Source organism: Syntrophothermus lipocalidus DSM 12680 (assembly GCF_000092405.1).
In the GTDB taxonomy this organism is placed as follows: Bacteria; Bacillota; Syntrophomonadia; order Syntrophomonadales; family Syntrophothermaceae; genus Syntrophothermus; species Syntrophothermus lipocalidus.
Window position 1 is genome coordinate 1139313 of the sequence record NC_014220.1, and the last position, 17561, is coordinate 1156873.

Sequence of the window (17561 nt, forward strand, 5' to 3'; positions counted from 1 at the left end):
CAATTATGAAAAGAGAGATAGTGCTTAGGGAAGGGATAATGACCGACGGCTTAGTCGAAGAAATGCAGAACTACTACCGGCCTTTGCCTAAGGGGCTCGACTACGTTAAGTTCAGGCAAGAAAGGTGGAGGGAAAAAGAGAGTATTGTTGTTTATTCGGCCGAACAAAACGGCGAGACCATCGGGTGGGTTGTTTATGACCCGGGAAAGAGCACCGTAGAAGAGTTACTTGTAAAGCCAGATTTGGTTCAGCCGGAAACCGCATGGCAATTACTCGATGAACTTGTAAAACAGGAAAGCTTGGTAGCAGCAGAAACATGGCAGGAGGATAAAGCAAAGCAAAGCGCTATGATAGAATACGGGTTCCGCCCGGTGCGTCATTTTTTACAAGAAGGCTTCTCTATAACCAAGATGGAGCTGTCGACCCAAGCGTACTTCAGGCGGCTGAAAGAATATAAACCTGTAAAGGAGTATTCGACGCGGGAACGGGTGGCGCTCGAAAAGGTGCCGGAGTCCCAGGAACCTGGCGAAATCAAAGCTGCTTTAGTCGGGTTGCTCGATAAGCTAGGAGGGATTAAAAGGTTCGTTAAGCCGGGGAAAACTGTGGTCTTGAAACCTAATATCGTAAGCGAACACGGGCTAAAAGACGGCATACCCAAAGGGGGCATCGTTACCGACATAAGGCTTGTGAAGGCACTCGTGGAATTGCTTTTACCGCTAGCGGGAAAGGTGATTATCGCCGAAGGCGCTTCCATTAACCGCAGTGCTACGACCAAGCTGTTTGAGCATTACGGATACCCTGAAATCGTAAAAACTGCTCCCGATAAGATCAGCCTGGTTGATTTGAATGCCGATGAAACCGTAGAAAAACCGGTTCCCGGAGGCAAGCGGATGCTGGCAAGAAAGATACCGGTGACCTTAGAGGAAGCGGACGTCATTATCAGCCTGCCTGTAATGAAGATACACTTCGCAGCCGGGGTATCTTTGGCAGTTAAGAACTTACAAGGGACCATGCCACCGCTCGAAAAATATATGACTCATTTCTTTGGTTTGTGGCAGAATCTAGTCAATATCCACCATTTGGTCAAGCCTAACCTCATCATTATCGATGGCCTTTATGGACAGGAAGACTTCGGGCCTATATCCGGAACGCCGAAGAAGATGGACTTGCTGATAGCGGGAACTAATCCGATAGCGGTAGACTCAATCGCCACAAGGGTAATGGGGCTGGACCCGCTCTCATCGCCGCCGGTTTTGCTCGGATACCTGCAGGGTTTAGGCCCGGTTGAGCTGGACCTAATAGATATCATCGGACCTCCTTTAGACGAAGTTACCAGCAAGTTCAGGGAACCGGAACTAGATATTTCCGGGGGAGAAAGTTTCCATGTCCACGACGGTGACGCCTGCCGGGGCTGCAGGGCTTACCTCCATTTTGTTTTGAGCAAGCTTCGCCGCCCAGATCCGAAGGACCCCAGCCGCCTGCTAATCGACCGTCCCTTTGATAGGAAAGTAAACCTGTTCCTGGGACCGGATACCAGGGCTAATATCAACCCGGAAGAAGCCAACATCTTTATGGGCATGTGCCAGCAACATCGTGCCGATGTGGGCATACACCTTCCCGGGTGTCCTCCCCACACCGAGGTAATCATCGACGGCGTCTACCGCATGTTCCCGGATGTAGAGAAAGCTAAGTACGCGGACAAAAGTGAGGAAGCGGTATTAGGGGAGATGCTGCAACAAATACTGGCCTCACTTGAAGTTTGAAACCCAAACGCAGGGTAAAAGGCCCGGTTTCCCCAGTGCATAAAGCAAACAAAACCAAGGGGAACTGGGCCTTTCTTATGCACTACCAGACCCAGAGACGAAGTATTTATCAGCCCTAATTATCGCGTCGGGTAGTATTCAGCTGTTCTCTACAGTTTGGCTTTCACATTTTTGATCAGCACGTACATCATCTGTCGCATCGTTTCGGCAGGGTAGAGGGCCATGCCGCCCACGATGTATTTGTCGAAGAGCTCGTTTGCCAGTTCGTCTTCCGTAGCTCCTTCTTTCAGCCTTTTTTCGATGAAGGCAAAGCCGTCTTGTGCTGCTTTAATCGCTTGGCGATAGAACTGTTCTGCCTCGTCTCCGACCGGGATCTCGCCATGGGCAACGCCGACCGCGCGGGTGGAGTAGGCCATAAGCTTTTCCAAGGTTTTGATATAGGCGTCGTATTCCTGGAAAAACACCGGGGTAACGAAGTCTTTGCTCACCCGGTACCCCCCGGCGTCTGAGATGAGCATTACCTGATCCGGCTCCACATAAGCCGCAATCGAGCACACAGTGTGCCCGGGAGCGTCGAAAAAGCGCAGAGCAACTCCCGGCTCTATCTCCAGTTGGTCACCTTCGCCTGCCACCATATCGACCGGTATGGTAGCAGGGGCAGGCACATCGGGCATAGTATTGAGGAGGCCATGTTTTACGTACAATTCCGAAGTCCCTTCATCTATGGCGAACGAAACTTTGTTAGCTTTTTCTTTGGCTAAAATGTTCTTCGCCGGCGCGCTGGCCACCAACTTAGCCTCGGGAAACATCTGCTTCAGCACCGGATAGCCTCCGATGTGATCGAAATGAGAATGCAGGGCAACGATGTACTTGATTTCGGGTTTCTCCTCAAGCTGTGTCCACTGGTCGCGAAAAACCGCGGCTCCAGCCCTGGTTCCACATTCAACCAATGCTGCGGTCTTCCTGCCCACGATGAAAAAATTAAAATACCCGTTTCCAAGAACCTTTACGTTCCCAGTCAACTGCATGCCCACCGCCTCCTTGTCCTCAAAATTAGAGTTGGCAAACTTGCCCGGAGTGAATCCGAACCTGCAACTATCGAAACACGGTTGCGATAAATAATAAGACCAGAGCGAAAACCGTTCTGTGCTGTTCCTTATTCTTTCCCTTCAAAAACATTTCCTGCTTCTTTCCTAAAATTTGGCCGTCCGTAACCTGTAAAAGGGCAGGGCAGGTTCCTATAAACATAGTGCTACTAATAACAACACGTGCTTACGAAAGGTGCCTGGGAAACGCTAAGAACAGCCATTGTATCATCAAAGGCAATACCCCTCAAGGTTAACGGCAGAAGCAAGCTTATAGCCAGGCTTTTAGCGGTTAATGGGATGAAACGTCTTGAAACACGACGGGCAGGTTGCTCGATCCTTTTTTGTCTTAACCCAGAAATACTTCCGGCAAAAAGGGCAACGGATGCGGTGTTCCAAAACTGTCCTGATTAGATTGATGAACAAAGGGTTTCCCATTTGACCACCTCATACGATAAAGAATTTGCTGAAAAGTGCTAGCTGGCCGGAGGTTCCTAGAACGACCAGATGGTCGCCGGCATCGATACTTTCCTTACCAGAAGGATTGAGGAGAAGCTCACCGTTTGCTTTCTTAATCGTTACAACCGTACAGCCTGTTGACTCGCGTATCGAAGAGTCTAGGAGCTGTTTACCCGCCAGGGGCGATTTTTCATCGATGAGGTATTCTCGCAGCTTAAGTCTACTCTCCCTTATGGAATCGTAGACGCGCTTCTGGACGGTGATCGTTACACGTCTTGAATAAAGGGAATGGAGGTATTGCTCGACCTTTTCTCGTGGCACATCCAGGTGAAGAATAACTAGCCGAGCTGTCTCCATACCAGCTTCGACTTCCGGTTCTACCACCTCAAGAGCTCCTGCTTCCCGCAATACCTCGGCTTCATAACGGCTGTGGGCCCGGGCGAAGACGGTTAGCGACGGATTGATCTTTAAAAGGTTATGAACCACCTGAACGTTACTCGCCAGGTCGGGCAGGGCAGCTATAGCTAACAGAGCCGTATCGGGACGTGTATGCACTAAAACCGATTCGCTGCTCGCATCTCCGTAAAGACAGGGAATGCCCTTAGCGGTTAATTCTTGAATTGCTAAATAGTTGAAGTCGACGCAGACCAAGGGTAGTTGGAGTTTTTCCAGTGCGTTACCTATACTCTTCCCAACCCTTCCGTATCCGCACAGGATAATATGACCTTGCAGTTGGGTAGGGTCGATGGCGCTATCGCCAATGTCCGGCTCGGGAAACAGCCCAGCAAAACAGCGCTTCGTGCGCAGCCAGTTGTACCACCTAGGCGCCTGTTCGATAAGGTACGGCGTGAAGAGCATGGTTATGATCGAAGATGCCAGAATAAGGTTATACAGGCTGTCAGGTATTATTTTATAGTCCAAGCCGAGCTTAGCCAAGACAAAGGAGAACTCTCCGGTCTGTATCATCCCGGTTGCGACGTAAAACGCTACCCGGCTGTGGTATTTGAAAAGCCTTATTATTACGAAGAAGACCAAAAACTTGAGTGGAACGATAAGTAGAAGCAGCATAATCAGGGACGGCCAGTTATTCACCATGCAAATAGGATTCACCAGCATCCCCACGGAAACGAAGAACAGGATTACAAAGGCATTACGCAGGGAACTCACTTTGCCTATTATTTCATGGGTAAATTCGGATTCGCTAATAACTAAGCCTGCCAAAAAGGCCCCCAGAGACAGTGACAAGCCGAAGAAATAACCTAAAACGGCAACGCCTATGCCGAAAGTCAGGGCAACCAAAAGAAAGGTGTCCCTATCATTGGTCAAAGCCGCGCGCTTCATTACGAGCGGAAAAATCTTCTGAGCTACGTAAACTACGGCTACGACAAAAAGAATCGACTTTAAGAGAGTAAGCCCTAACGAGGGTAGGGAAGACAGGGAAAGGCGGCTGAACCAGGGAAGCAAGGTGACCATTACAACAACTGCCAGGTCTTGTATGATAAGGATACCTAACATGATGTTTCCGTGGAGAGAATTCAATTCCCCCTGAGATTCCAGAACCTTCATAACAAGCATGGTACTGCTGATGGCGACCGAGCAGCCTAAAAGAAGAGCCTGGGGAAGCGAGAAGCCCAAAACATACCCGGCAATACTTCCAAGAACGACCAGTGCCATTATTTGGCATATTCCACCCCAAAGCGCGACCGGCCTGACGTTTTCCAAACGGGCAAAGGAAAACTCTATTCCCAGGGTAAACATCAAGAGAATGACCCCGATCTCGGCGAAAGCTTCGATAACGTGGGTGTCCGTTACAAGGCCCAAGACAAAGGGACCAATAATTATGCCTGCGACTATGTAACCTATGACCGCCGATTGTTTGGCCCGGTCAGCAGCGAGACCACCTAGCAAAGCTGCAGTAAAGACAACCAGAGAATCCACAATTAAGGAATAATCCATCAAATAATCCTCCACGTGAACAACTTGGACAACCTTAAACGGCAGACATTAACCAAAACCTAACGTAGCGGAGAGGGAACTGTCAAGCAGCGGTCCCGCGGAAATTCGCAAGTTAACATAATGTTCATTATCGGAAGTAAGAGAATCGTAAAGAAAGCCGCGGGATATTAGGTTTCTAGCGCCCTGGGCCTATAGCCTGTAATTCCTTCATTTATTGTCAACGTCGTGGGAAAGCGACCGACCTGGTTGGTTTGACGCAAAGCAAATTGCGTCCTGCTAAACCTGCTGTGCAGTATTTTTCCTGTCGTAGTTCTTGAGGGAATACATCCTTTCGTCGGCTGTCGCGACCAAATCTTCAAAACGAGTTCCATCCTGGGGCGAAAAAGCAAGCCCTACGCTGGCGGTCAATCTTTCACCGCGGGGAAGCGCTACTGAAGATAGGGCTTTATTAACCCGGTCTAAAATTATCTGCCGTTCGTCGGGCCCCACATTATAGCAAATCAGGACAAACTCGTCCCCGCCATACCTGATGACATAATCATCACGGCGCAGGTTAGCCTTGAGCGCTAACACCAGTTTTTTCAACACCGAGTCTCCGTATACGTGACCGTAACGGTCATTTACACTTTTGAAATTATCCACGTCTATTATGGCTATGGCGGAATTCTGCCCAGAGGGATTGCTACCTGGCCTGTTTGGCAATAACTGCTCGAAGTGTTGGGCCAAAAAACGGCGATTGTAAGCCCGGGTTAATGGGTCTACTACATTCTCGAAAGCCAGTTTGTCGATAGTCCTTGCCAGCTTTCTTACCCAAAAAATGCCTCCCAGAACTATCAGAAACGCACCGGCATCAAAAAAGACGTATTTAGCCGTATTGATAAACGCATTTTTGCTTCCGCTGACCACGGACACCAGGTCGAGAACCTCTCCGATCCAGTCCGTAAAAAGCCCGATAGTAAGAACCGACCAGCCTTTTCCTCGCGCTGACATCTTGTGGCGGTTACGGAAAAAAAGTATTATCAAAAAGAGGTAGAGGAGACACAGGCTTGTTCGGGTAAAGATTTCGAACAGAGAGCTATTATGTATGAGTCCAGTCATCATGCATAAACACGCTCAGCTTTCTTTATTATCCCTAATCATCCCTAGCATTCGTTGGGCGAAGCCTCTAGCCAGAAAGATTGTGATGCAGTTAGCCAATTTAGTCAATAATGGTATTCGATACGAAGAGTCATATATCCTTTCTCACGGGAAGTTTTTTCATATAAATTTAAATTGGCAAAGAAGGGGTCTAACAACGTGGTCGTCATTTACGGTAAGGTTGAGCTTCATCTTCCCTACTCCCAATCACTCAAAGAGAAGCGCCAGGTCGTGAAAAGCATCAGCGACCGGGTACGCAAGAGGTTCAACATTTCTATTGCCGAGGTAGCAGGGCATAACCTGTGGCAAGCGAGCACCCTAGGCTTTTCGGCAGTCGCCAAGAGTTATGCCGAAACCGAAAGATTCGTACAGGCTCTGAAAGAAACCCTCGATTTGCACGACGAGGAAGCTCATGTTATCGATTTTGAGTATGATTACGTGGGGCCTCAGCCATAACCGGTTCCTAACTGCTACGAGGTTCGAACTGGGGCAGCTTCATGTCAGAGCCGAGTTCTTCAAAAACTACTTGAACCGGCATTCCGGTATGTACTTCGTCTACCGGACAGTTTATTATGTTCGCCGACATTCTTGGGCCTTCTTCCAGTTCAACTATTGCGTATATATAAGGAACCTTATCGGCAAAAGCGTCCAGATCGGTGCGGTGGACCACGGTGTACGTGTAAATCTTCCCTTTTCCTGACGCTTTGACCCATTTTAGATTTTCTCCCCAGCAGTGCGGGCAGGCAACCCGGGGATAGAACGTGTGTGCTGAGCAGTCTTCGCACTTCTGTATCCACAACTCCTCTTGAGATGCCTTTTCCCAGTACGGTTTTGATACCGGGCTTGGCTGCGGTATAAACCTTCCTTCCATTGTTTCCCCTGCCCTTCCCCAATTTGTGACTAAAGTACTGGTAACGTTGAGGTCCATCTAAGTTCAACTGCAGCGTCCGGATCTACGAGCGACAAACATTCCACAACTCCGCTTGTCGCCAACAGCAAGCAGGAATTTCATAAACATAGCTAGAATTAGCGCTATACTGTGTATATCTTTCTTTTATTTTAATCGCATAATAGGGGGGAGTACAGGATGAATTTTGTTCCCAAAACGGAGATTGAGTCCAGGATAAATAAGTTTCAACGCCAGATGAAGAAAAGTGAAATGGACGGAGCCTTGTTGGTTTTGAATGCCGATGTTTTCTACTTCACCGGGACCGTACAGAACTCGGTATTATGGGTTCCATCAGAAGGTGAACCCGTTTTCATGGTCAGAAGGAGCGTGGAACGTGGACGCCGCGAATCTCCTTTAGCCCATATCGTACCGATAAAAAGTCCAAGGGATGTCCCCGAGGTTCTAAGCCGCTTCGGTTACACGCAGTCTGGGCGAATCGGGTTGGAATTGGACGTTTTGCCAGTCAATACCTTCTTTTTCTACCAAAAGCTGTTCCCTGACACCAAATTTGTGGATGTTACCCCAATGGTAAAAGACATACGGGCAATCAAATCCGCGTATGAGATAGAGTATCTACGTGAAGCCTGTCGGACGGTAGACAACGCGTTCCGAGAAATCCCCATGCTATTGCACGAAGGGATGACCGAACTCGAGCTGGCTAGTCAATTCGAAGCTGTTCTACGGAGGAATGGTCACCACGGGTATAACGTAATGCGGGCCTTTAACCAAGGGCCATCCATTGGGGTAACCTGCGCTGGCGAGAGCGGCGGTACACCTAGTTATATGGACGGACCTTTGGGCGGACCGGGACCGACTCCGGCTTTCCCCCATGGAGCCGGGTGGCGGACGATAAAGCGTAACGAGCCTATAATCATAGATTACGCCTGTACGGTAAACGGCTACACCGTAGACCAGACCCGGGTTTTCTGTATAGGGGAGCTGCCGGATTATATGGTCAAAGCATTTGAAGATGCCGTCCTGATACAAGAAGAGATACTGAAGCTGATAAAGCCAGGGACTCCGTGCGAAGAGCCGTATCTTCTCGCCTTGGAGTTGGCGGAAAAAATGGGCTACAAGGACAGCTTCATGGGACGCCCCGGGGACCAGGTGAGGTTCATCGGTCACGGAGTAGGACTAGAACTAGACGAAAACCCCGTTTTTGCAAAAGGTATCAAAACACCGATTATGCCGGGAATGACGTTTGCGCTAGAGCCCAAATTCGTTTTTGCTGAGGGAGCCGTGGGTACGGAAAACACTTTCCTGATGACCGAAAACGGCCCGGAACGGCTGACCATTACCCCCGAAGTCATAACCTATTTGAAGTGATTCCTGCCGTCATGCGCTGAAGATTTTAAACCCTATGGGCGCTTTTCCCTAAGATGAGGCTGCATTGCTGGCTTAAGGCTCCGCCGTTACCGTTGACAAAGCACAGTTCATTCCGCTTTACTTGTCTTAGGCCAGCTGTTCCCCTTATCTGTCTTACCGCCTCCGTTACGTGAGACATCCCGCCAGCATATGAAGGCTGGCCCCAAGAGAGCTGCCCTCCGTGTGTGTTACAAGGCAGCTTTCCTTTGTAAGTAAGATCTGTAGTCTCTACAAAAGGTCCTCCTTCCCCTTTCGGGCAGAACCCTGCATCTTCGAGAGTCAGGAGTACGGTTATAGTGTAGCAATCATAAACCGACACGAAATCGACATCGCTGGGACTAACTCCTGCTTCCCTGTATGCGGTTTCGGCCGAGTACTTGATGGGAGTAACGGTAATGTCCGGCACTTGGGCTATAGAATTATGGGTGCAGAACTCCCCTGTCCCTAAAATGTATACCGGCGGTTGGGGCATATCCTTTGCGACTTCCGCAGCAGAAACCACAACTGCGCTGGCACCGCTGCACGGCCTGACTATTTCAAATAAATGCAAAGGTGAAACGATAACCGGAGAAGACAGGACTTCTTCTACAGTTAGAGGGTGACCGTAAAAAAGCGCTTCCGGACACGCACAAGCGTTGAAGCGCTGGTCCACAGCGATTTTGGCCAGTTGTTCGGGCTTAGTCCCGTACTGGTACATGTGTCTTTGGGCAGCAAGCGCGTAGGCGGAATTAAATCCCATCGGTCCGTATGGCAAGTCGAACTCAGCCTCAATGGTGGACATTACCGCTCTTCTGGCTTCGAGTGTATTGAAAATACCGGTATTCCAAACTCCACCGGTCAGGCAAAGCACATGCCGGCATTGACCAGTAGCAATAGCCATCGCTGCCCGCCGGATCGCACCGGTGGCGCTAGCCCCTCCCATTTCAATCAGATCCAAAAATGATGGGAATAATTGTAAATATTCTGCTACCTGCTGCGGCCACATGAAAGCCGGGTCTTCAGTCGGGGGCCCAACTATCAGCCCATCGATGTCATTCTTGGTGAGGCCCGCGTCCCGCAAGGCCAGGCTGGCCGATTGAGCTAAGAGACCGAGAGTGGTTTTGCCTTCAGCATCTCGAGAAGGCTTTAGCTCTCCCACTCCGGTAATGGCTGCTACCCCTCTTAGTTTCATCTCGACTCCCCCTCTCCTCTATTGCCAGAAAGAGCAACAATCGTTTTGCCATCACCACGCTGTTGGCTTCAGGTAGATGTTTCTAGTTTATGTTGCCGAATCCTTCTAATGAATCTAGATTCATACGTTGAACCTGAAGTGGATGATATCGCCATCTTGCACCAGGTAGTCTTTACCCTCAAGCCGGAACAAACCTTTTTCTCTTACTCGGGCCATCGTTCCACAGGCCTCCAAATCTTCATACTTTACTACCTCGGCCCTGATAAAACCCCGTTCTATGTCGGAGTGTATCTTTCCTGCTGCCTTGCGAGCGGGTGTTCCCTGAACTATGGTCCAAGCTTTCACCTCGTCTTCCCCTACTGTGAAAAACGAGATAAGGCCGAGCAAGCGGTAAGCAGCTTGGGCTAAGCGGACTATTCCCGGCTCACTTATACCCATATCGCGCATGAACAGTTCTCGTTCCTCGCCTTCCAACTCGGCAATCTCTGACTCTAATTTTGCCGAGATCAATACCAAGGGGATTCCTCGGCGGCCAACATAGTCCAGTATCTCCTGTTTGTGGGGATATATCCCATCCTGAAAACTTGCTTCATCGAGGTTCAGAGCTACCAGGATCGGCTTTGCCGTTAGAAACTGGTAGGTCCTAAGCCAGGCTTGTTCTTCTGAGGAAAAGGTGATGTTCGATATAGGAGTTTCTTCTTCCAGCATCTTCTTTACGCGTTGCAGCCAGTTAAGTTCAGCTTCGTTTCTTTTCTTGCCTTGCTTGATGCGATCTATTCTTTTTTCTACCAGATCCAGATCGGCCAGCAATAACTCGTATTCGATGAGCTCGAGATCCCTTAACGGATCTATACTGCCCTCAAGATGCGGAACATTATCATCTGCAAAAGCGCGAACCACATGAACCAGTGCATCGGTATCTCTTACAGACTGCAAGAAAACACTAGCTTCTTTTTCCGAGCCCGGAACCAAGCCGGGGATGTCGATGACTTCCAGCTGTGCGTAAGTCGTCTTGCGAGGCTGGTACAATCGCGCCAAGAAGTCGACCCGCCTGTCAGGTACCCGCACCACCGCTTTCTCAATCCTGGCACCGTAAGCTCCATTACCTCGCGCTTCGGTCAATAGTTGAAAAAGAGTCGTCTTCCCCGATTGGGGCAAGCCGACGAGCCCGAGCTGCATACGTACCTCCCTTTCTATTCCGAAAACAGAGCCACAGACCCCACGACACCTAAGAGTGTCACCGCAAGAGAATGAAAACAGCTGAGAACGGTGATTTTGCGAGGAGTGTTAGCCAGCTCGCTCCAAGACTCCTCGCCTGCAACACATCGGCTCACCTCGGGCAGCCGCCTGCTTGCGCAGGCTAGGCTGCCGGCTGAAATCTATTACAGCGTGCCGCTTATCCAAGAAACCAAGGAAGGTTTGACTTATTCAGTTCACGTTTACTAGGTTTCTTGGGCGGCACTAGGCGGACCGCTCGGGATTCGTCCGGCACTCAGGGAATGGCATGCTCCGGGAAATCGCTGCTTACGGAAAGGGCTTCCAAGCTACACTCATCCTGAGTGCCGGAACTCAGTCCCTCGCTGCTCGAAACCTCCTGTTTCTTGCTCCGCTTCGCAGCCCTCGGTTTCGCCGTGGGTTGTCCGGCGCTCAACGGGAGTCGCGAGCACCTTTCTTTCGTTAAATCGTTGGATTGAGTGCCGGAGCTCGTCATACGTCGCTCGCCCGGCTAACACTCCCCCTCGGCTCTATTTTCGGGGCAGACATTAGAAACGATACCAAGTTAACATAATATAACTATAGTAAACTACACTGTCATATAGTGGTATTTATCTCCCATATTAGAGTCTATTAGAACGATATCGTAACTACTGACAGAACCAGGAACGTCATCATTATTAAGAGGCTAAGTCCCCAGATAAGATAAGCTGCCGCAGGAATGAACTGATATGCCCGGCTTGCGTTTCCGATGTTGAAAACCAGCACCCCCGCTCCTAAAGCGGGTAACAGGACCACCGTTCGCGAAGCTCCTGACCCCGGGAAGAACATAGCCTGGTAAAGGATTACACCCAAAAGGATGACCAGATTCAGGACATACAGGCTCATATAGACTATATCTTCGGTTAGTAACTTGCCTCGTACTTCTTCGCTCAAGCCGTCGCAGTTGATTTCCCTGGCCTCTTGCCCTGAACGGCGAGATACTTCAAGCAAGAACCCCGCTTCGTCAACCGGAGTGACGGCGAAGTTGCCATGGGGAGTTGCGAGCACAATCACGTTCCCCTTGACTCTGGTAGCATACATCTTGACCACGCCCAACCCCTTTAAGGTGTAGTTGCCTACCATGTATCCTGGCCAGCTGATTCCGCTGAGGTTGGCCAGGTTTTTGGTCCCAGTTACCCTAATAATATCGGTTATTTCCGACCACGGGATCCTGATCCTGCGGGTGGCCCACTTGATAATGAATTCGCTCTCACCAACTGTATAGGTAAGAGTAAGTAGGCCCCACAGTATGTACAAGAAAAAAAGAGCAAACAGGTATATCGGCACTAGGAGTAGGAACTTCAAAGTGCGTTCATCAGGTTGCACTAAGGAAAAGTTAATAGCCCAGATGACGGATCCGAAGCCGAGAACCCCCAACAACAACCCAACTAGAACTCCTACAGTCTTGTTCGGCTTGTAGTTCAACTCTGACTCCTCCTTAAAACATAAGTACTTTACTCTTTATACCTTAATCTTGGGTTAATCCCCAAAGCTGATCCCCACGGCCCGGGCAACCTGAATCATTTCATGATCAACCGGGACCTTTTTCAACTCGCCAATTGCGTCTTCGAGAGGCACGGTGGTTACGGCCGAGCCTTGCAGGCTAACCATGCTTCCATAATTGCCAGCTTTCAGAGCTTTTGTTGCCGCTACTCCATATCTAGTGGATAAGATGCGATCAAAGGCGTTAGGGCTGCCACCTCTTTGTAGGTGACCGAGAACCGTAACCCGTGTTTCCTTCCCGGTCAATCTTTCTATCTCCTCACCTACCTTATTACCTATTCCACCCAGCCTCACGGGATCGTGGCTCTCAGGAACTATTTTTTGAACAACCATTTCCCCGCCTTCAGGCTTGGCTCCTTCAGCAACCACTATAATGCTGAATTTCTTGCCAGTCAACGTGCGCTCTTCGATTTTTTCACAGATCTTCTCCAGCTTGAATGGTATTTCGGGTATGAGTATAACATCGGCTCCCCCGGCTATCCCTGCAGCTAAAGCGATCCATCCCGCGTACCTCCCCATCACTTCGAGAACCATTACCCGGTGGTGAGATTCCGCAGTAGTATGCAGGCGGTCTAGCGCATCCATAGCTGTGGCTACGGCCGTATGAAAACCAAAGGTGAGATCGGTAGCTGAAAGGTCGTTATCAATGGTTTTGGGGACCCCGACCACTTTGACCCCTTTTTGATGCAGCTGGTACGCTATATTGAGACTTCCGTCCCCGCCGATTACTACCAAAGCATCAATGCCGAGCCGGTCAAGGTTTTCCAGGACTACCGCCGACATATCTCGAAACTCTTTTTGGCCGTTTTCCTCGATGAGGAAATTGAACGGGTTATCCCGGTTCGTCGTTCCGAGGATAGTGCCACCGCGGTGAAGGATCCCGGAGACGGCCTGCAGGTCTAAGATGCGGTAGCGATTTTCGACCAAGCCTTTAAACCCGTCTTCAAATCCAATGACTTCCCAGCCGTAAAGGTTGATTGCAGACTTGGTTACGGCCCTGACCACGGCATTGAGTCCAGGACAATCTCCACCCCCTGTAATGACTCCGATACGATGCATTCCTCTCACTCCTTTTTCCTCTACTTACCTTTCCTGGCAAGCCTGAATGAAACGGCGATAGGAGCGATCATAAGTACGTTCAACACTTGGCGGGAAAAAGCAGCCAGGCACTTCATTACGACGCCGATGATAGGCCACGCATTCGCAACACTTGCCTTTGCGGTGACAGACTTCATAAGTGCACGTACAGGTAAGTGCCAGTTTTTCTTGGTTACACTCCTTCACGATTTCACCTCTTTCCGCGCTATCCATCAACACTTATTATAAAAGATAAAAGGGTGGTTTACCCACCCAAGTAATAATATAGTTCCCCTCGTGTATTTGATGCTTGCCTGAAAGGCCGCTCTTCTTAAGGCTTGGCCGCCAAAGTCAACGGTAGTTCTTTTGTACTACCGTTGCGAATCACCTTAACCGTTATTGTTTGTCCAGCTTTCTTGGTATCAAGGATAGTTTTCAGCCCGTCATAGTTATTCACTGTTTTTCCGTCAATAGCCGTTATAACGTCCCCGGTGTGTAAACCGGCCTTTTCGGCAGGGGTCCCCGAATAGACTTGGGCCACCAAAACTCCTTTGGTGGTACTGAGCCCGAGGCTATTGGCAGTATCTGCGGTTATTTCGCTAACCCCTATTCCCATGTATGCCCTTTCGACTTTCCCTTTACTAATCAGTTGATCCAGAACCTGCTTCGCCGTATTGATGGGGATAGCAAAGCCGATCCCTTGGGCCGAAGCGTTAACTGCCGTATTAATACCTACAAGCTCTCCACTCGCTGACAAAAGAGGACCGCCGCTGTTACCGGGATTAATGGCGGCATCAGTTTGAATCAGGTTCCGGTATTGACGATCGCCTATGGTAACCGGACGCCCTTTGGCACTGATGACTCCGGCGGTAACGGTATGATCCAAGCCATAAGGGTTTCCTATGGCTATAACCCAGTCTCCCACCCTGATCCGGTCTGAATCTCCCATCTTCAACGCAGTATAGGTGGCCTTTTTCTGAAGTTTGAGAACCGCAAGGTCCAGCTCATAATCCTGTCCAACTATTGTCGCCGGAATAGGCTGGTCAAAACCGGCAACCGTGACCATGATTTTCACCGCGTTGTTTACCACGTGCTGGTTGGTCAAAACGTACCCGTCAGATGAAATAATACAACCGCTACCAATACCTGTTTCATAAGTAGACCGGGGAGATATACCGAACCTGTCGCCAAAAAACTCTCTAAAAAACGGGTCGTCAAAAAACGGGTCAACATAACCGTTGTCTACGCGCACAGTCGTCTCAATATTGACAACGGCTGGGCTAACCTTTTCCACCATGTCAGCAATACCGCTCGGACCCATAACCACATACTTGGTTGTTTCGCCCGATTCCTGGGCTGCCAGTTGTCTGGACTGGTTACCATTACCCTTCCAGTCGGCCAGTTGATCGGGCATATTTACCCCTATCAATGCGCCTATAAAAACTCCGAGAACCAGGACAACCAAAAATCTAAGAACACCTGAGCTCTTTACGTTAGCCAAAGCACACAACCTCCTTCCCTTGCACCAAGAGAACTAACAGGTTTATTCTTGATGAATTTTACCACACTTTTGTTAAACTGAGGAGGTGCCACCGCCTCCCCTTTCTTTGCTCGGCTACCTATAAACTGTAACCCTCTTTCCCGAGAATGCATATTTATACACAGTACAGCGATGAATAAATTGCATGAATATACACAACCGATGCCCGTCAATCCACCCGCCGAAAGCAGACACGTAAACAGGTTATGGCTACGGCGACTCGCCTTAAACAAGTGTTTACATGCGGGGTGGTTCTTAGGGCGGAGCGCAAATAGAGAGGAAACATCAAACACCTCAAGTGAAGGTCAATGAACGTCAGTTGGCTTGCAAAAAAACAGGCCCAGGATTTCTGGGCCCGGTAGTTCCACCTATTTTAACGCTCCGGCAGGCTCATCTCGTTAGTAGGAAACATCTATTCTTTGTATGCTTGTGCGGTTACCCTCTTTTCGTAACGTACGATGTCAATTAAGGTGTTACGGTTGAGGTCGTCTACTACATAGAGAGTGCCGTGGGCACGGGCAGCCAACTCGTTGAGAAAGACTTTGTTGGACTCCAAACCAATGCAGACAAATTTGATTTTTGTATTCGCGATTTTTTTGGCAGCAGTCAAAGCGTCTTCCCTCGCATCTACTGTCCATAACGGGAAATTGGGCATTCCGTCGGTAATAAGGACCAGTAACGGGTTGCTTACTCGCGAAGATTTAATGAGTTTGAGGCTGGTGGCGATGCCGTCTGCCAGCGGGGTAAGCCCTTCCGGTCGTATGCTGGCCAACCCTTTGGTGAGCAACTTGTGGTTGCGGGTGAACGGGACAACGACTTTGGCTTTTGTTTGCTGGAATATGACCACTGCCACTTTTTCTCTGCCCGTAAGCAGGAGATGTTCGGCCAGGTAGCACGCGGCCTGGCGCTTATCTCCGGCCATACTGGCACTGGCGTCAATCAAGAGGCAGACATCGATTGGCACGTAAGCCCGGCGGTCGTAGATGCGCATATCTTCTTTGCGTATAGTAAAATGTTTTTCTCCCCGGAGAAAGCAGCCTTTTTTGGCCTGGATAATAGTTTCGGGGACTGCTAAGTCGCCGGTTTGGGGACTTTGGGCGAGGGGGACGGTTTTATTGCGATTCGTAAACTGCACAGCGGAGGCCGTTTTTTCCCCTTTCCCAATCCTGTGGTAATACCTGGACCTTCCGGGAGACTTGCGAATGCTCCTTCTAATTTCAGCCTCGATGTCGCACTTGTGCTGGGACAAGTATTGGATGAGTTCCTTGCCTTCCTTGGTCAAAACCGGCCCAAACAGACCTTTCTTGAGAATCTCGAGGTCCTCAAGCTGTTCCAGGTATTCGTCTAAGTCCCCTACTTTGCGTTTTTGTTCCTCCCTGCTCTTGCGTTTAAAGATGTTGCTACCATAACTTTCAAGAAACTCCTGTAACTCCTCCACGCTGGCGAACTTTTCAACCAGCTTCAGAAGCAACTGGTTTTGGTTTTCACGCAACAATAACGGGCTGTATTCTCCACCCTTTTTCTTCCAGGGCAAAATTAGATATCCGGCTAGGTTTTCTTGTTTGTTCTTTTCCCTGGTATGAACGATTCTCTTGACTTTACCAAGTTGAAGTCCAGCCTCCTCAACAGCTTCTTCCACGGCCTGGACTATAGGAAGAATAATCCCGTACTTTTCGCGTGTGAAGCTGGCCAAGATGTGAACGTGATTCAGTTTGGCCTCGGCTCCGGTTACCGGTTGAAGTTCCCCTTGAGACAGTTGATAAACCAAACCGCGTCCGGACTTTGTAACTACCTCAATCTTAAGAGCGTATTCCAGAACGTTTTTCATCTTTTCTTCTTCATTGAACTGCAGGCTGGGGTCCAGGTTAGTCAAATGAGTTTCGATGGCCCGAAAAACATGCCTGGATACCTGCCTAGGGTCTAGTGTTCCCGGCGAGTGATAAACGTCGATGTGTACCACTTGCCCAGTATCCACGAACCCACGGTACGTTTTGCCCGCATCTCGGTTCAAAAGAATTCGTACATGGCCCCTCCGTCCTGGTACTTGGGTGTGGGCTTTGAGGCTCACTACGGCACACTCTCCTAGCCTCACCCCCTGCTCCTTCTCAAAATACATACCGAGATAGTTCCCTACCAAGCTGGCAGTGTCAAACGCTTCGTTTTTTTCTTCCATCCTCATTCTCGTCATCACTCCCCAACCGGTTTCTGCCTCTGTGGTTCTTTGCCGTGGTTCAACAAAAATTTCCCAGAGGCATTGGTAGTTCGGTGCACTGCATCAGCTTAACTATATAAATCGATT

Annotated in this window: 14 protein-coding genes; 3 read left to right on the top strand and 11 right to left on the bottom strand. The window is 49.5% G+C overall.

Annotation, left to right across the window (positions count from 1 at the left end):
- The first annotated feature begins 5 nt into the window (after positions 1–5).
- Entirely contained in the window at positions 6–1763 is a 1758-nt protein-coding gene (locus SLIP_RS05455; protein ID WP_013175283.1) for a DUF362 domain-containing protein, read from the top strand.
- 149 nt (positions 1764–1912) lie between these two features.
- On the opposite strand, the gene SLIP_RS05460 is transcribed toward SLIP_RS05455, so the two are convergent.
- The 3 genes from SLIP_RS05460 to SLIP_RS05470 form a co-directional block, all read right to left on the bottom strand.
- Complete coding sequence (locus SLIP_RS05460) at positions 1913–2791, bottom strand: MBL fold metallo-hydrolase (RefSeq protein ID WP_013175284.1); 879 nt, start codon at positions 2789–2791, stop codon at positions 1913–1915.
- Between the two features lie 504 nt (positions 2792–3295).
- Positions 3296–5263: a monovalent cation:proton antiporter family protein gene (locus SLIP_RS05465; RefSeq protein ID WP_013175285.1), complete on the bottom strand. Its 1968-nt coding sequence runs from the start codon at positions 5261–5263 to the stop codon at positions 3296–3298.
- A gap of 276 nt (positions 5264–5539) precedes the next feature.
- Positions 5540–6364 carry a GGDEF domain-containing protein gene (locus SLIP_RS05470; RefSeq protein WP_013175286.1) on the bottom strand — a complete coding sequence of 275 codons (825 nt, stop codon included), beginning with the start codon at positions 6362–6364 and terminating at the stop codon, positions 5540–5542.
- A 195-nt stretch (positions 6365–6559) separates the two neighbouring features.
- Between SLIP_RS05470 and SLIP_RS05475 the strand changes: the two genes are divergently transcribed.
- Positions 6560–6856 carry a DUF503 domain-containing protein gene (locus SLIP_RS05475; protein WP_013175287.1) on the top strand — a complete coding sequence of 99 codons (297 nt, stop codon included), beginning with the start codon at positions 6560–6562 and terminating at the stop codon, positions 6854–6856.
- 7 nt (positions 6857–6863) lie between these two features.
- On the opposite strand, the gene SLIP_RS05480 is transcribed toward SLIP_RS05475, so the two are convergent.
- A complete protein-coding gene (locus SLIP_RS05480; protein ID WP_013175288.1) occupies positions 6864–7271 on the bottom strand; it encodes a Zn-ribbon domain-containing OB-fold protein in 408 nt (135 codons plus the stop codon).
- Between the two features lie 216 nt (positions 7272–7487).
- Here SLIP_RS05480 and SLIP_RS05485 point away from each other — a divergent pair, with 216 nt between their 5' ends.
- Positions 7488–8675 (top strand): M24 family metallopeptidase, encoded by a 1188-nt coding sequence (locus SLIP_RS05485; RefSeq protein WP_013175289.1) that lies wholly within the window; start codon positions 7488–7490, stop codon positions 8673–8675.
- 25 nt (positions 8676–8700) lie between these two features.
- Here the strand turns inward: SLIP_RS05485 and SLIP_RS05490 are convergent, their stop codons facing one another.
- The 7 genes from SLIP_RS05490 to SLIP_RS05515 all read right to left on the bottom strand — a co-directional run bounded on the left by SLIP_RS05490 (position 8701) and on the right by SLIP_RS05515 (position 17441).
- Complete coding sequence (locus tag SLIP_RS05490; protein ID WP_013175290.1) at positions 8701–9885, bottom strand: thiolase C-terminal domain-containing protein; 1185 nt, start codon at positions 9883–9885, stop codon at positions 8701–8703.
- Between the two features lie 120 nt (positions 9886–10005).
- Positions 10006–11064, bottom strand: coding sequence for a redox-regulated ATPase YchF (ychF, locus tag SLIP_RS05495; protein ID WP_013175291.1), 1059 nt, complete (start codon positions 11062–11064; stop codon positions 10006–10008).
- Between the two features lie 669 nt (positions 11065–11733).
- Positions 11734–12567, bottom strand: coding sequence for a PH domain-containing protein (locus SLIP_RS05500; RefSeq protein ID WP_013175292.1), 834 nt, complete (start codon positions 12565–12567; stop codon positions 11734–11736).
- Between the two features lie 54 nt (positions 12568–12621).
- Positions 12622–13704, bottom strand: coding sequence for a 6-phosphofructokinase (locus SLIP_RS05505; protein ID WP_013175293.1), 1083 nt, complete (start codon positions 13702–13704; stop codon positions 12622–12624).
- A gap of 24 nt (positions 13705–13728) precedes the next feature.
- Positions 13729–13956, bottom strand: coding sequence for a DUF6485 family protein (locus tag SLIP_RS12900; RefSeq protein ID WP_242649125.1), 228 nt, complete (start codon positions 13954–13956; stop codon positions 13729–13731).
- A gap of 97 nt (positions 13957–14053) precedes the next feature.
- Entirely contained in the window at positions 14054–15223 is a 1170-nt protein-coding gene (locus SLIP_RS05510) for a trypsin-like peptidase domain-containing protein (RefSeq protein ID WP_013175295.1), read from the bottom strand.
- 451 nt (positions 15224–15674) lie between these two features.
- On the bottom strand, positions 15675–17441 hold the full coding sequence (locus SLIP_RS05515) for a vWA domain-containing protein (RefSeq protein ID WP_013175296.1): 1767 nt from the start codon (positions 17439–17441) through the stop codon (positions 15675–15677).
- Positions 17442–17561 lie beyond the last annotated feature (120 nt).

Bases quoted from the DNA above. Each gene is read 5' to 3' on its own strand.
- SLIP_RS05470 (WP_013175286.1), bottom strand. From the start codon at position 6,364: ATGATGACTGGACTCATACATAATAGCTCTCTGTTCGAAATCTTTACC.
- SLIP_RS12900 (WP_242649125.1), bottom strand. From the start codon at position 13,956: ATGGATAGCGCGGAAAGAGGTGAAATCGTGAAGGAGTGTAACCAAGAA.
- SLIP_RS05465 (WP_013175285.1), bottom strand. From the start codon at position 5,263: ATGGATTATTCCTTAATTGTGGATTCTCTGGTTGTCTTTACTGCAGCT.
- SLIP_RS05490 (WP_013175290.1), bottom strand. From the start codon at position 9,885: ATGAAACTAAGAGGGGTAGCAGCCATTACCGGAGTGGGAGAGCTAAAG.
- SLIP_RS05515 (WP_013175296.1), bottom strand. From the start codon at position 17,441: ATGAGGATGGAAGAAAAAAACGAAGCGTTTGACACTGCCAGCTTGGTA.
- SLIP_RS05455 (WP_013175283.1), top strand. From the start codon at position 6: ATGAAAAGAGAGATAGTGCTTAGGGAAGGGATAATGACCGACGGCTTA.
- SLIP_RS05505 (WP_013175293.1), bottom strand. From the start codon at position 13,704: ATGCATCGTATCGGAGTCATTACAGGGGGTGGAGATTGTCCTGGACTC.
- ychF (WP_013175291.1), bottom strand. From the start codon at position 11,064: ATGCAGCTCGGGCTCGTCGGCTTGCCCCAATCGGGGAAGACGACTCTT.
- SLIP_RS05485 (WP_013175289.1), top strand. From the start codon at position 7,488: ATGAATTTTGTTCCCAAAACGGAGATTGAGTCCAGGATAAATAAGTTT.
- SLIP_RS05480 (WP_013175288.1), bottom strand. From the start codon at position 7,271: ATGGAAGGAAGGTTTATACCGCAGCCAAGCCCGGTATCAAAACCGTAC.
- SLIP_RS05460 (WP_013175284.1), bottom strand. From the start codon at position 2,791: ATGCAGTTGACTGGGAACGTAAAGGTTCTTGGAAACGGGTATTTTAAT.